The sequence below is a fragment of the Pseudemcibacter sp. genome, from assembly GCF_965661635.1.
In the GTDB taxonomy this organism is placed as follows: domain Bacteria; phylum Pseudomonadota; class Alphaproteobacteria; order Sphingomonadales; family Emcibacteraceae; genus Pseudemcibacter.
This window is the reverse complement of record NZ_CBFIEP010000012.1, coordinates 1-13,736: the sequence shown is the minus strand read 5'-3', so window position 1 is coordinate 13,736 and position 13,736 is coordinate 1. Positions and strand designations below refer to the sequence as shown.

Here is a 13,736-nt window from a genome sequence, read left to right as displayed (position 1 = left end):
TTTTCTTGATCAGTAGACATTTTCATAAATCCATCAGAAAAGAGGAATTTTAGGGTTTCTTCCGCATTTTCCGATGATGTGAGGTCTTTTGAAATCACTTCGACCACCTCGCCTGCGTATGCGGTTGCGGTCATAATACTTATAAGAAAAAAATTGATACTTTGTTTTAAAATAGTCATTTTTGTGCCCGTGTGTTGATTATTCACAATTACGTTAACCATAACATATTTAATATAGATATCTAGTGTTTCAATTTGATTTTTTATTCTTGTCTTGAAGGAATAATCGAAAAGCCGTACCTTATAAAAAACAAAATACGGGAATGGTTGAAATGAAGAAAATTATCACAAGGCGCGACTTTTTAAACGGCACACAAGTGGCCATTGGGGCGTCGCTTCTTACGCCATGGATGACAGCATGTGGTGATGTGAATACGGGGAATATGCAGAATTTTAAGCTGCCGAATGGCTATTACCCGCCGGAAAAAACAGGACTTCGCGGCAGTCATGATGGTTCATGGGAAAATATGCATGCGCATGTGATGGGCAGGCCTTTTTCAACAGATGTCAGTGTTGAGGAAAACTATGATCTTGTGATTGTTGGTGGCGGCATAAGCGGCCTTGCAAGTGCTTATTTTTACCGAAAAACAAATCCGGATGCGCGTATTTTAATCCTTGATAATCATGATGATTTCGGCGGTAACGCCAAACGCAATGAATTTAAAGTGGGCGGTGAAACGAAAATCGGCTACGGCGGCACCGAAAGCCTTGATACACCATCCGCCTATAGCCCCGCGGCGGCAAGTTTCTTAAAAGAAATCGGTATATTTACCGAACGGTTTTATGATTATTTCCATCAAGAACTCTATAAGGATATGGGATTAAGCAAGGGGATTTTATTTGATAAGGATCATTTCGCCGAAGAAAAGCTCGTGATTGGATACGGTAAAAAGCCGTGGGATCAATTTGTTGCGGAAACGCCCCTTTCCTCAGATGCGAAGAAAGATTTGCTCAGGCTTACCACCGAAGAAATTGATTATATGCCTGGCAAAACATTCGATGAGAAATATGAAATCCTTAGGAAAACAAGTTATGAAACTTTCCTAAGGGATTATTGCAAGGTTCACGAGGAAATAATATCGCTTTATCAACGTTGGGGCATCACATTCTGGGCCGTAGGGATAAAAGATATTCCAACCACATCAGTGCAAGGATATGGAGGTATGCCGGGTGTTGAACACACCCTTCCCCGTACGGGTCATCGCGGTAATGAACCTTATATATTTCATTTTCCTGACGGAAATGCGTCGATTGCGCGCTTAACGGTGCGGGCATTAATGCCGGATGCGGTACCGGGCAACACGATGGAAGATGTGGTCACTGCGAAAATTAATTATTCAATGCTTGATGGCAATGATAAAGGCACCAATATCCGCCTTAGTTCAACGGTAATTAACGCCATCAATACGGCGGACGGGAAAGGCGTTGATGTCACCTATGTCAGGGGTAATAAAACCCATAAACTACGCGGTAAGAAATGCGTGATGGCGTGCTTTAATTATTTGATCCCTCACCTATGTCCTGAACTTCCCGCGGCGCAAAAGGATGATCTTGCCTATAGTGTGCGTGCCCCGATTACATATACTAAGGTGATGGTCAATAACTGGCGTGCGTTTGCGGAACAAAACATGGATTTTGTATATTATACCAATGACTTATATAAACAAGTGGAACTTGATTACCCGGTGTCCATGGGCAATTATGAATTTGGAAAAACGCCCGATGACCCGATGATTTTGCATATGTGCTATGTGCCATGGATGCAGGATCATGAGGGCGCGGAACAATGGCGCGCCGGACGTTATGAAATGTTATCCATGCCATATCAAAGTTACGAAGATCGCGTGCTCGCGCAGCTTGATCAGGCGCTTGGTCGCGCGGGATTTGATGCGGAACGTGATATCGAAGCCATCACCGTGAACCGCTGGCCGCATGGGTATACCTATAATCCGTCGCTGGTCTGGGAACAGGAATATGCAACGGACGCGGATAAACCATGGGTTAAGGGCCGAAAAACATTCGGCAACATCGCCATCGCCAATTGCGACGCCAACGCAGGATCAAACACCAAATCCGCCATCGATATGGCTTACCGTGCGACGATGGAGATTGTTTAGAATTATGATTAATCAGTTTTAATATATTTTCGACCGTAAAAAGTTACTGTTTTAGTGCCATTTTTATCTTCACTTAATGTGAATTCGTGTCCAGTTAGAGTGAAAAAAACATCATCGTTTTCTTCTTCAATGTCATGAAATAGTTTTATAGATTTTATAAACCCCCCATATGTCATATACATTTCTTGATCTCTGTTTTCGATTTTCAAACTTTTGGTATCTAGTAATGTCACTAAATCTTCTTCTTCAACCAAAAGATAAGTACCATAGTAGGCATTTTTGAAAGAAACTGGTATTTCTTGTACTTGTCTTTCTTCCACAGGAAACTCAGACCAATTTAACAAGTTGCTTACTGAATAAAAAAGTTCATTCATAATTCTTGTACCGTTATCACCATTAGTCATTAATAAAATACCTCAGCCATCAGTTAATCCAAGAAAATTAGCCTTATATCCTTCATTAGAACCTGTATGACTAAAGCTTTTTATTCCATTTTCATGATCTGTGACATCGTATCCAATGCCCCCAATCTCCTTTATGAATTTGCAATAACTCCTTCGCAGAATTCGCATTTAATAGCGGTTCATCGATTTGGTGATAAATATTATTTGTGTGAATTACGACTTTCGCCAAGTCTGTAGGAGTGGTCCACAAACTTGCAGCTGCCATTTCGGGATATAGATTATATTTTCCTTCTAGAAGTTTGCCATTTGCATCGTGAGCAAAGGCAAGTTGATTTTGTATTTTTTCTGAATGGATGATTTCATAGCTGCTATGGTTCATTTTGAATGGCTCAAGTACATATTTTTTCATAATTTCAGGATATTTAAGACCAGTTACATCCTCCATTGCTAATTGTGCTACTGTATATCCGCCACCTGAATAGCGCCATTCTGTATTAGGTTTAATATCTACGAATACTGCTTCTGTATTAGCTGGAGTTTCACCATTAAGTATTTGAACTGTTGTAGGTATTTTGTCTGTTTGTTTATATCCTGAAAACCCAGTCACTGTTAAACCGCCAGTATGCGTTAATAACATTCTTAATGTAACTGGGGTTTCAATTGTTAATTCATTTTCAGAAATTTTCCATCTTTTTAGATAATTATTTATGGGGGCATCTAAACTGAGTAAGCCTTCTTCTACTAGGCGAAGAGCTGCAATTGCAGATAATGGTTTTGATAATGAAGCAGCTTGAAAAAGGGTTTCATTTGTAACGAGATTTTTTTTTGACGCGTTTTTAAATCCCCAAGATTTTGCCCAAGCTAATTTACCATGATTAACAATTGCTATTGAAACGCCAGGAACCTCATGCTCCTTCATTCGATCATAGACGTTAAATTTCTCAGATTTTTCACCTTTTACGGTTAAATAGTAGGTTAAAGAATTCTCTATTAAAGCATAGTCTTGGGAAAGTGCAGAATTAGTAAATTGCGTCATAGTAAAAAACAAAATGCATGAAAAAAATATTCGCATAATACCCCCTCGCGTTAAAAACTTATAATGACAGTTATATTGAAAAAATGAAACATAAAAGGCCCCATCAAATTGATGGAGTCTTTAAAATTATAAATTATTTAAAGCTTAATGGTGTTCGGAGTTTTTTTTGCTGAACCGGCGAACCATTCGCGGCCTTTAAGCATGCAGTTCCAATAAACCCACGGCAGAACATCGGCTTTTAGAACCCACGCGAACTTTGTGGCTTTAAGTGTGTTGTTCACCCATTTCGGAAAGGTTGGCATGATTTTGCCGCCGTACCCGAATTCCGCGAGGATAATTCGGTCCTTTGTTACCGTTAACGGGCATGATCCATACCCTTCGTATAAAGACGGAAGATCTTTGCCGTCTTTATGGGCGAGAAGATTTTCAGCAACAACAACTGCTTGTTTACGGGCTGCGGCAGCCGTTTTCGCGTTAAGGGTCGCAACAATGTCCCCTGCACCGAATATATTTTCATATTTCGTGCTTTGCAGCGTATTGATATCAACGGCCATAAAGCCAGTTTCCGCGGCAAGCGGGCTATTTTTCACGAAATCAAGTGAACATTGCGGCGGACATACATGAAGTATATCGAACTTTTCTTCGACATTTGTCACGTTACCGTCGGCGTCAGTAACTGCGAAAGTAGCAACCTGATTTTCACCGTCTACTTTAATCAGGTTTTTGCCAAATGAAAGGTTTGCGCCGTATCGTTCAACAAATTCCATTAATGGTGGTATATATTCAGCAACACCGAAAAGTGCCGGGCCCGCATTACAAAATTCAACATCCGCGTCTTTTAAAATGCCCTTCTTCTCCCATTCATTACAAGAAAGATACATTGCTTTTTGTGGCGCACCCGCACATTTAAATGGTAGTGGCGGTTGCGTGAAGATGGCTTTGCCGCCTTTAAAGTTTTGCACACATTGCCATGTATAAGGTGCACTTTCACGAACATAATTTGATGTTACACCATTTTTACCAATGGCGTCTTCAAGTCCCTCAACCGCATCAAAATTAAGTTTAAGGCCAGGTGCCACAACCATATGATTATAGGAAATTGTATCACCACGTTCTAACGTGATGTTATTATTATCAGGGTCAAATGTTGCAACCGCATCTTTAATCCATGTGACATCATCTGGCATCACGCTTGCTTCTGGGCGAATTGTTTCTTCTGATGAGAAAATGCCGCCACCAACCATGGTCCATCCCGGTTGATAGAAATGTTCATCCTTTGGTTCGATAATGGCAATATTTAACCAATATTGACGTTTTAGAAGACTTGCTGCGGTTGCGATTCCTGCTGATCCCCCACCAACGATGACAATGTCAAATTTAGATTGTTCGCTCATAAAAATGGCCCCTTTATTATATAATCCTGAAAGACGCGAGCTTACATGAATTACTTTCAATATTAAAGGCAAAAAAAGTGATTATTTACTAGGAATTATAGGATCAACTTTGTATATTTCCTATCTTACACAAAATAAACTATATGGGAGCGAAATTTCATGTTTCGTAATTTAATCGTTTTACTTACATTATGCCTAACCGTTGCATCCATCGGAATGGCACAAGTTCAACAAACTAAAGGCAACTATGTTGATAAATTTCGTCAAATGGACGAAATCTGGCCAACGGCAAACTCTTACCGTACTGCGGGTGGTGAACCGGGTCATGAATATTGGCAACAACGTGCCGATTATAAAATCAATGTAACCCTTGATGAAAAGAAACACCGTATCGAAGGTAATGTGGAAATTACGTACCACAATAATTCGCCTGATACGCTTCGCTTCCTTTGGGTTCAGCTTGATCAAAACCGCTTTAACAAAAATTCTATGCAGCATAAAACGGCAACGTATAATGCACCGGATAGCTTAAAAGGTTTTGATGGTAGCCCTGCCCGCCTTAGTCTTGGTCAACTCCGTCAACAACAATTGATGGAAGATCGCGACTTTGGTTTTGAAATCAACAACGTTTCGCAAGGTGGAAATGAATTAAAGCACACTGTTGTCGGTACAAAGATGCGTGTTGATTTACCAATGCCACTTAAATCTGGTGAAAGCACATCATTTGCTGTTGATTATGCCTTTAACATCATCGAAAGCGATGTGATGGGTGGCCGCGGCGGTTATGAGCATTTCCCTGATGATGAAATTGATGGTGGTGGATACCTTTATGAAATGTCGCAGTGGTACCCAAGAATGGGTGCATACACCGACTATGAAGCCTGGACAGCGAAAGAGTTTTTAGGTTCTGGTGAATTTACCCAAGAATTTGGTAATTTTGATGTGACCTTAACGGTGCCAGCTGATCATGTTGTTGCGGCAACGGGTGAGCTTCAAAATATGAATGATGTTATGACTTCTGAACAGTTAGAACGCTGGGAAGAAGCAAAAACAGCAGTCCGCCCCGTTTATATCGTGACAATGGAAGAAGCCATTGAAAACGAAAAAGAAGGCACAAACGATACAAAAACATGGCATTTCGCAGCGGAAAATGTTCGCGATTTCGCATGGGCATCATCACGCAAATTTGCATGGGATGCGAAAGGATATGACCAAGGTGGTTCTGTTCGTCCGCATGTGATGGCGATGTCATACTTCCCGAAAGAAGGTGGCGAGCTTTGGGAAAAATATTCTACAGAAGTTGTGATCCACACAATGGAAGTTTATAGCCGTGTGTCATTTGAATATCCTTATCCGGTTGCGATTTCTGTTAACGGCCCTGTTGGCGGTATGGAATATCCAATGATCACATTTAATGGTCCACGTACGATCCTTAATGATGATGGAACCCGTACTTATACAATGGCGGAAAAAGAATTCCTTATCGGTGTTGTGATCCATGAAGTTGGTCATTTCTATTTCCCAATGATCGTGAATTCAGATGAGCGTCAATGGACATGGATGGACGAAGGTCTAAACAGTTACCTTGATGGTGTTGCCGGTCGTGAATGGGATTATGATTGGGCGAATTCTGAGCCATCAGATATTATTGATTATATGAAATCACAAAATCAGGTGCCAATTATGACGCAATCTGACAGTGTTCTTCGTCTTGGTCCAAATGCTTATACGAAGCCTGCGACGTCACTTAATATCCTTCGTGAAGTGATCCTTGGTCGTGATCTATTTGATTTCGCCTTTAAAGAATATTCACGTCGTTGGATGTTTAAGCGCCCTACTCCGTCTGATTTTTTCCGTACAATGGAAGAAGCGTCAGGTGTTGATCTGGATTGGTTCTGGCGTGGTTGGTATTATACAACGGATCATGTGGATATTTCACTTGATCATATCTATCAAATGCGTATGGATACTAAAGATCCGGACATTGATTTTGGCCGTCGTCGTGACGAAAATAACATGAAGCCAAAATCGCTTTATGTGACACGCAACGAAGAAGAAGGCATGCGTTCATGGGTGCAGCGTAATCGCGATGTACGTGACTTCCACGATGAAAATGATCAGTTTACGGTCACAAATAAAGAACGTAACGAATATATCGATTTCCTTGATGGACTTGATCCACGTGAACGTCGTGAATTTGAACGCGCGGTTGATGAAGACAAGAATTACTATGTTCTTGAATTTTCAAACCAAGGTGGCCTTGTTATGCCGATCTTGATCGAATTTACATTCACTGACGGTTCAACGGAATTCATGAATATTCCGGCGGAAATTTGGCGCCGTAATCATTTATCGGTTAAGAAGCTTTTCGTATTTGATAAAGAAGTTGAGCGCGTAGAGCTTGACCCTGATTGGTATACGGCTGATACAAATGTGGAAAACAATCATTATCCTCGTCGTATCATTCCAAGCCGTATCGAGGCATATAAAGCGTCGCCACGTACTGGATTAAAACGCCGTAATGTGATGCATGATATGAAGACTGAACTTAAGGAACCAAAAAACGAAAATAGATAATGGTTACGTTAGTTAGAATATTTACTTTATTCGTGATGGCGGGCGTTATGGTAACGTCCGCCCTCGCCCATCAGCAGCGCGCCGCGATTACCAAAGTTTTATTTAATAAAAACACAGGCAATCTCGAAGTGATGCATCGTTTCTTTTTGCATGATACGGAGCATGCCGTTCAAATGCTATTTGATAAAAACGCAGATATCATTAGTTCTGAAAAAACCAAAAAGCAATTCGCTGATTATGTAGCGGAAAGATTTGCCATAAAACCTCTTAATGGTGATGAATTGAAACTTGATATGGTTGGCTATGAAGCGGACCGACAGTTTTTCTGGGTTTATCAAGAAGTAAAAGCACCGGATAGCATTGAAGGGCTTACTATGATCCATAATGCTTTACGTGATATTTGGATTGATCAGGTTAATACCGTGAATGTTGAAGGTCGTGGTGATTTAAGAACCGCAACATTTGAAGGTGATGTTGAACTTCTTTCTGTCGAATTAAAAAATCATAAATAAAATGCTATATTTAGTCAACTTATTGGTTGACTATTGCTTTCTTTCGATCTATTAATGAACCATATGGTTTAGTAATAGGAGCTATCAATGCAACAACTCGATGTAACTTTTACCGCTTTAGGCGATATAACGCGCCGTGCTATCATTGCAAAATTAGCGGAAGGTGAAACAACATTATCAACTTTGGCAGAACCGTTTGATATGTCTCAAACTGCTGTCTCTAAACACGTTCGCGTCTTATCGGAAGCTGGCTTGGTTTTTGTTGAAAAAAGAGGGAGATCCCGTCATTGTCGATTAAATGCGACGCCGATGAAAGAAGCGATTGAATGGCTTACTGATTATGAAACCTTCTGGAATGATAATTTCGCCTCTCTCGCCCGCCATTTTGATAAAAAAAAGAAGGATATTGAAAAATGAAATATTTAAAAACAGAACTTGGGAGTACACCTGTTATTGTTGAAGGCATTTTTTCCGGTAACGAAAGAAGAGGCTTTTGAAGCATGGACCAATCCTGATGAAGTTGTGCAGTGGCTTGGGGAAAATCCAAATTCAATGATTAATGCAAAGATCGATCTTAAAGTGGGTGGAAGATTAAGTTTACTTTTCATTGATACGGAAGAGAAAACCGGCACGTTAGAGGGAAAGTATTTAGAAATTATAGAAAATGAAAAACTGGTTTTTGATTGGCAATTCTATGAACGTTTTAATGATGGTAATGAAATAATTACTGAACAATCAGTTGTCACAATAGTATTTAAAGAAGACCCTAAAGGAACAAAAAGTCACATTAACGCATTCAGAAATTGATAACCGTGACGGACGACTTAGTGTTGGTAGTGGTTGGAACGGAACATTTAATAATTATGCAAATAGAATTGCAAAAACTTAAGGAGAGAAGTTATGGTTCAAAGAATTGCATCACGAGAAGAGTGGCTTGATGCGCGTAAAGCGCTATTAGAAAAAGAAAAGGCTTTTGACAAAGAACGCGATGCGCTTTCGGCGGCGCGACGTGACCTTCCCATGGTGCGTGTTGATAAAGATTATATCTTTAAAACCAATGACGGTGATAAAAGCCTTTATGAACTTTTTGGCTATAATACGCAATTGATTGTATATCATTTTATGTTTGGAAAAGATTGGGAAGAAGGCTGCCCAAGTTGTTCTTATCTTGCGGATAATTTTAATGGCATTGATATGCACCTTAATGCGCGTGATGTTAGTCTGGTTGCGATATCAAATGCTCCACTTGAAAAATTAAATGATTATAAGGAACGCCTTGGTTGGTCTTTTAATTGGGCTTCAGCAGATGGGAATTCCTTTGGTGAAGATTTCGGTGTGACCTTCCCTAATGGTGAGGTTAAAGACGGAAACGGTTATAATTATACCGATCAAACATTTAATGAAGAAATGCCGGGTGCCAGTGTTTTTGTTAAATTAAATGACGGCACCGTTGCCCATACCTATTCAACATATGGCCGCGGCCTTGATATGTTAATCGGAAGTTATCATTTCATAGATATCACACCAGCAGGTCGTGATGAGGATGATTTTTCCTATCCAATGGAATGGATTAGACGCAATGATAGTTATGACGACTATTAGGGGAATGAAGTATTAATTACTGAGTATTCTTCGCGTTGACGATATTGCCTTCTAGAGGTTCAATTGAGAAGTCGCTAAGGTAAATACGCGCCTTCCCCCAGCCAATAGGAAATTGGGTATAAACTGGGATCATGCCGTCAAAACCCGGCATTTTTCCAAACCATAATCGGCTGTCTTGATCGTCGTCTTCGCGACCGCGTTTGCGCTTCTTGTTAGGATCAGTGCTGCGGATACCACCGGCAAGAAGTTCACCATCAATTTTACATATGGTTGTCTCGCCTTCAAAAACTGAACGGCTTTCTCTGTCGCGGGTTTCATATTCATCGCAAATGAAGCTTTGGCGCGAAACAAATATGCCGCCAAATTGTCTGTCGCTATATTCTGTTTTATAATCACGATTAAAATTTTTATTCATGATCATATTTAGGAATAATGTCATTGGGTCAAAGCCATGTTTATCCAAATCATCAACTGGCACATATTCAGTATCTTCACGTAGTTCCACTTCTTGAACATGATCAGTTACTTTTAGGTTGTCAGGATTAAAAGTCACTTTGTTTAAATACTTAAATTTTCCGAAATTGCCTTGGCTTTGATAATATTCTTGGCGGTATTCACCTGTTCTATGCATGATGCCACGCGCCATAGTATGGTTTTGCATTTTGCCAACAATTGAAGCAATGCCTTTTACTTGGTAATCGGCACTGACTTCATAGTTATCATTATCAATAATTGTATCGCTGTTAATTTCAGCGACAGTAAAACCACCCCAATAGGCTTTATATTTAAGGTTAACTTTATATGACGAACCACTCTGCGCAGCGGCGTAGGCCGTTAATGCAAAAAATAGAACGATTGTCTTATAAAATATACTCATTTTAACCTCAATTCATTGAAGCTAACCGCTCCAATGCTTCTTTAATTTTTACTGCCTTTTGTTCTGCTTCTTCAAGACCCTTTTTATTTTCCGTAATTACATGTGGTGGTGCTTTTGAAACAAAAGTTTCGTTATTTAATCTGCCGGATACAGATTTGATTTCCTTTTCAAGCTTTTCAAGCGATTTATTCAGTCTCGCTTTTTCGGCATCGATATCGATCACGTCCGCTAGCGGCAGATAATATGTTGCTTCGCCGACCACGACGGAAATGGCGCCATTTGGTGCATCACCGGATAGTTTATCAATATTCTCAAGGCGCGCAAGACGCTTTAAAAGTTCTAACTGACTGTTGATCGCATTTTCCGTATTGTTCGTCGCTCCGGAAACCAACATGTCGATTTTTGCCCCTGCTGGAACATTCATTTCTGAACGTGCAGCACGAATATCGGTTATTAATATGATTAACCACTCCATTTCTTCGCTAGCGGCGTCATCAACATTTTCAGGGTTATAGGTTGGCCATGTGGCTAAAATAAGGTCGCTATCTCGTGATGTAGAAAGTGAGCCCCATAATTCTTCGGTGATAAATGGCATAAATGGATGAAGCATTTTTAATATGTGATCCATCACCCATGCCGCTGTTTTTCGGCATTCTTGTTTTTCCGCGCCGTCATCTGCATAAAATTGTGGTTTCACAAGTTCAATATACCAGTCGCAGAATGTACCCCATGTGAAATGATATGCGGCAGAGGCAGCTTCGTTATATTTAAATGCTTCTAATGACTGTGTGACTTTTAGTGCGGCTTTTTCTGCTTCGCCGATAATCCATTTATTCAATGTTAATTTCGCATTGGATGGATCGAAATCACCAGTCGTATTAAAACATTCATTCATTTCGCAGAATTTTGCCGCATTCCAGAGTTTAGTCCCAAAATTGCGGTACCCTTCAACGCGTTTATCGGACATTTTGATGTCCCTGCCTTGTGCTTCCATCGCGGCAAGTGTAAAGCGAAGCGCATCTGCGCCATATTTATCCGCAAGCTCTAGCGGGTCGATAACATTGCCTTTAGATTTAGACATTTTGGCACCATGTTCATCACGTACAAGCGCATGAACATAGACGGTTTCAAATGGCACTTCTGGAACGCCATTTTCATCTTTCATGAAATATAGTCCGTCCATCATCATTCTTGCGACCCAGAAGAAAATAATATCAAACCCAGTGACCAAAACATTGGATTTATAGTAACGATTTAATTCTGGTGTATTCTCTGGCCAACCCAGAGTTCCATTTGGCCATAATGCGGAAGAAAACCAAGTATCAAGTACATCTTCATCACGCTTAAGATCTTTTTTCTCACCATAATGAGCATCGGCTAAGCCTTGCGCTTCTTCTTCGGTATTGGCTACAAAGGTTTCACCATCAGGACCATACCATGCAGGAATTTGATGTCCCCACCATAATTGACGAGATACGCACCATGGCTCAATATTACGCATCCATTCGTAATATGTTTTTTCCCATGTCTTTGGCACAAATTTGGTGTCGCCCTTTTCAACTGCTTCAAGGGCCGGTTTTGCCAGTGTTTCTGCGTCCACATACCATTGGTCCGTTAGCCACAGTTCAATGGGAACCCCGGAGCGATCACCGTAAGGCACCATATGAACAGTTGGCTCTACCTTATCTAAAAACCCTAGTTCTTCCATTTGCGCGACGATGGCTTTTCGGGCTTCAAATCGTTCCATGCCGCGATATTTTTCGGGGACATTGTCGTTAAGATGCGCATATTCATCAAAAATATTAATATTTTCCAGATTGTGACGCTTTCCAACCATATGATCATCAAAATCATGGGCTGGGGTAATTTTAACGGCACCAGATCCTTTTTCAGGATCCGCATGTTCATCAGCAATAACGATTAATTTTCTACCGACTATCGGTAAGGTTAGCGTTTTGCCAATAAGATCTTTATAGCGATCATCATCCGCATTAACGGCAACAGCAACATCACCAAGCATGGTTTCAGGACGGGTTGTTGCAACAATAAGGAAACGTCCCTCTTCGCCATCAACGGGATATTTGAAATGCCAGTAATTACCATTCACTTCTTTTTGTTCAACTTCAAGGTCAGAAATAGCTGTGCATAATTTGGGATCCCAATTAACGAGACGTTTTGCTTTGAAAATCAGATCATCATTATAAAGGTCAACGAATTTCTTAAGGACGGCTTTGACGAAACCATCATCCATCGTAAATTTTTGGCGGCTCCAATCGCAACTTTGTCCTAATCGACGCATTTGATTAAAGATGATGCCGCCACTTTCTTCTTTCCATTCCCAAACGCGATCGATGAACCCTTCGCGGCCAAGGTCATGGCGTCGAATGTTTCCAGCATCAAGTTGACGTTCAACGACCATTTGGGTTGCAATACCGGCATGATCCATACCGGGTTGCCACAAGACGTCTTTTCCGCGCATACGTTCAAAACGAATAAGGATATCTTGAAGCGTATGATTAAGGGCATGACCAATATGAAGGCTTCCTGTCACATTTGGTGGTGGTAATATAATTGTATATGGTTCTGCGTCAGAATTTTGACCGCATTTAAAGGCACCAGTGTCATTCCAATGGTCATATATATCTTTTTCGCGTTTCGAAAAATCAAAAGTCTTTTCAAGCATTTTTAAATTCTTTTTCCCAAATAAAAACAGAAGAACCGATTATTGGCTCTTCTGTCTGAAAATATAACTTATTATTCGTTTTGTCTTTAATAAATTAAGGTTTTTTAGTTCTGGCCAATCTCGCTATTTCTTTGGCGACCATTCTTTCTGCGATTTCAGGTAGATTTGCATCTAGCCATTCTTTTAGCATAGGTCTAAGAAGTTCACGGACTAGGTCTTCGAGGGTATTGCCTGATCCTTGGTAACCGGTAGTTAGTAGCGCGGATAAAGCATCAAACTGTCCCATGATATTGTCACCTGCTTCTGATGACACAAGCGCATCTTCATCAAGGGCTGGATCAACATCATCAATACCCATATCAATTGCTGGGGCTGACGCAACTTGCTCAACTTCAGGTTCTGTCTCGGGTTCTGGCTCAGGTTCTTCTTCAGGTTCATCTTCCAAGACGAGTTCATCTTCTTCTTGATCTGATTC

The 13,736-nt window shown here is 40.6% G+C and carries 12 protein-coding genes; 6 read left to right on the top strand and 6 right to left on the bottom strand.

The genetic code is table 11. From position 1 onward, the window contains the following. The first annotated feature begins 331 nt into the window (after positions 1-331). A complete protein-coding gene (locus ACTF6W_RS00840) occupies positions 332-2,176 on the top strand; it encodes an NAD(P)-binding protein (protein WP_438992646.1) in 1,845 nt (614 codons plus the stop codon). Positions 2,177-2,184: 8 nt separating this feature from the next. Here ACTF6W_RS00840 and ACTF6W_RS00835 read toward each other — a convergent pair whose 3' ends face one another. The 3 genes from ACTF6W_RS00835 to ACTF6W_RS00825 form a co-directional block, all read right to left on the bottom strand. Then, entirely contained in the window at positions 2,185-2,580 is a 396-nt protein-coding gene (locus ACTF6W_RS00835) for a hypothetical protein (protein ID WP_438992645.1), read from the bottom strand. 91 nt (positions 2,581-2,671) lie between these two features. After that, entirely contained in the window at positions 2,672-3,652 is a 981-nt protein-coding gene (locus ACTF6W_RS00830) for a serine hydrolase domain-containing protein (protein ID WP_438992644.1), read from the bottom strand. A 101-nt stretch (positions 3,653-3,753) separates the two neighbouring features. Next, on the bottom strand, positions 3,754-5,010 hold the full coding sequence (locus ACTF6W_RS00825) for an FAD-dependent oxidoreductase (protein ID WP_438992643.1): 1,257 nt from the start codon (positions 5,008-5,010) through the stop codon (positions 3,754-3,756). Between the two features lie 159 nt (positions 5,011-5,169). Between ACTF6W_RS00825 and ACTF6W_RS00820 the strand changes: the two genes are divergently transcribed. From ACTF6W_RS00820 to ACTF6W_RS00800, 5 genes are all read left to right on the top strand, one after another. Continuing rightward, positions 5,170-7,587 carry a M1 family metallopeptidase gene (locus ACTF6W_RS00820; protein ID WP_438992642.1) on the top strand — a complete coding sequence of 806 codons (2,418 nt, stop codon included), beginning with the start codon at positions 5,170-5,172 and terminating at the stop codon, positions 7,585-7,587. Next, positions 7,587-8,099, top strand: a complete 513-nt coding sequence (locus tag ACTF6W_RS00815; RefSeq protein ID WP_438992641.1) for a DUF6702 family protein — start codon at positions 7,587-7,589, stop codon at positions 8,097-8,099. The genes ACTF6W_RS00820 and ACTF6W_RS00815 overlap by 1 nt, the downstream gene beginning before the upstream one ends. An 87-nt stretch (positions 8,100-8,186) precedes the next feature. Continuing rightward, positions 8,187-8,516: an ArsR/SmtB family transcription factor gene (locus ACTF6W_RS00810; protein ID WP_438992640.1), complete on the top strand. Its 330-nt coding sequence runs from the start codon at positions 8,187-8,189 to the stop codon at positions 8,514-8,516. A gap of 36 nt (positions 8,517-8,552) precedes the next feature. Next, positions 8,553-8,906, top strand: a complete 354-nt coding sequence (locus tag ACTF6W_RS00805; RefSeq protein WP_438992639.1) for an SRPBCC family protein — start codon at positions 8,553-8,555, stop codon at positions 8,904-8,906. A gap of 93 nt (positions 8,907-8,999) precedes the next feature. Continuing rightward, a complete protein-coding gene (locus ACTF6W_RS00800) occupies positions 9,000-9,701 on the top strand; it encodes a DUF899 domain-containing protein (RefSeq protein WP_438992638.1) in 702 nt (233 codons plus the stop codon). A gap of 16 nt (positions 9,702-9,717) precedes the next feature. On the opposite strand, the gene ACTF6W_RS00795 is transcribed toward ACTF6W_RS00800, so the two are convergent. The 3 genes from ACTF6W_RS00795 to ACTF6W_RS00785 form a co-directional block, all read right to left on the bottom strand. Beyond that, positions 9,718-10,578: a hypothetical protein gene (locus ACTF6W_RS00795; protein WP_438992637.1), complete on the bottom strand. Its 861-nt coding sequence runs from the start codon at positions 10,576-10,578 to the stop codon at positions 9,718-9,720. A 7-nt stretch (positions 10,579-10,585) separates the two neighbouring features. After that, positions 10,586-13,261 carry a valine--tRNA ligase gene (locus ACTF6W_RS00790; protein WP_438992636.1) on the bottom strand — a complete coding sequence of 892 codons (2,676 nt, stop codon included), beginning with the start codon at positions 13,259-13,261 and terminating at the stop codon, positions 10,586-10,588. 94 nt (positions 13,262-13,355) lie between these two features. Continuing rightward, on the bottom strand, positions 13,356-13,736 hold a 381-nt coding region (locus ACTF6W_RS00785; RefSeq protein WP_438992635.1), incomplete at its 5' end, for a PopZ family protein.

Bases quoted from the DNA above. Each gene is read 5' to 3' on its own strand.
- ACTF6W_RS00840 (WP_438992646.1), top strand. From the start codon at position 332: ATGAAGAAAATTATCACAAGGCGCGACTTTTTAAACGGCACACAAGTG.
- ACTF6W_RS00795 (WP_438992637.1), bottom strand. From the start codon at position 10,578: ATGAGTATATTTTATAAGACAATCGTTCTATTTTTTGCATTAACGGCC.
- ACTF6W_RS00800 (WP_438992638.1), top strand. From the start codon at position 9,000: ATGGTTCAAAGAATTGCATCACGAGAAGAGTGGCTTGATGCGCGTAAA.
- ACTF6W_RS00790 (WP_438992636.1), bottom strand. From the start codon at position 13,261: ATGCTTGAAAAGACTTTTGATTTTTCGAAACGCGAAAAAGATATATAT.
- ACTF6W_RS00830 (WP_438992644.1), bottom strand. From the start codon at position 3,652: ATGCGAATATTTTTTTCATGCATTTTGTTTTTTACTATGACGCAATTT.
- ACTF6W_RS00815 (WP_438992641.1), top strand. From the start codon at position 7,587: ATGGTTACGTTAGTTAGAATATTTACTTTATTCGTGATGGCGGGCGTT.
- ACTF6W_RS00825 (WP_438992643.1), bottom strand. From the start codon at position 5,010: ATGAGCGAACAATCTAAATTTGACATTGTCATCGTTGGTGGGGGATCA.
- ACTF6W_RS00820 (WP_438992642.1), top strand. From the start codon at position 5,170: ATGTTTCGTAATTTAATCGTTTTACTTACATTATGCCTAACCGTTGCA.
- ACTF6W_RS00810 (WP_438992640.1), top strand. From the start codon at position 8,187: ATGCAACAACTCGATGTAACTTTTACCGCTTTAGGCGATATAACGCGC.
- ACTF6W_RS00835 (WP_438992645.1), bottom strand. From the start codon at position 2,580: ATGACTAATGGTGATAACGGTACAAGAATTATGAATGAACTTTTTTAT.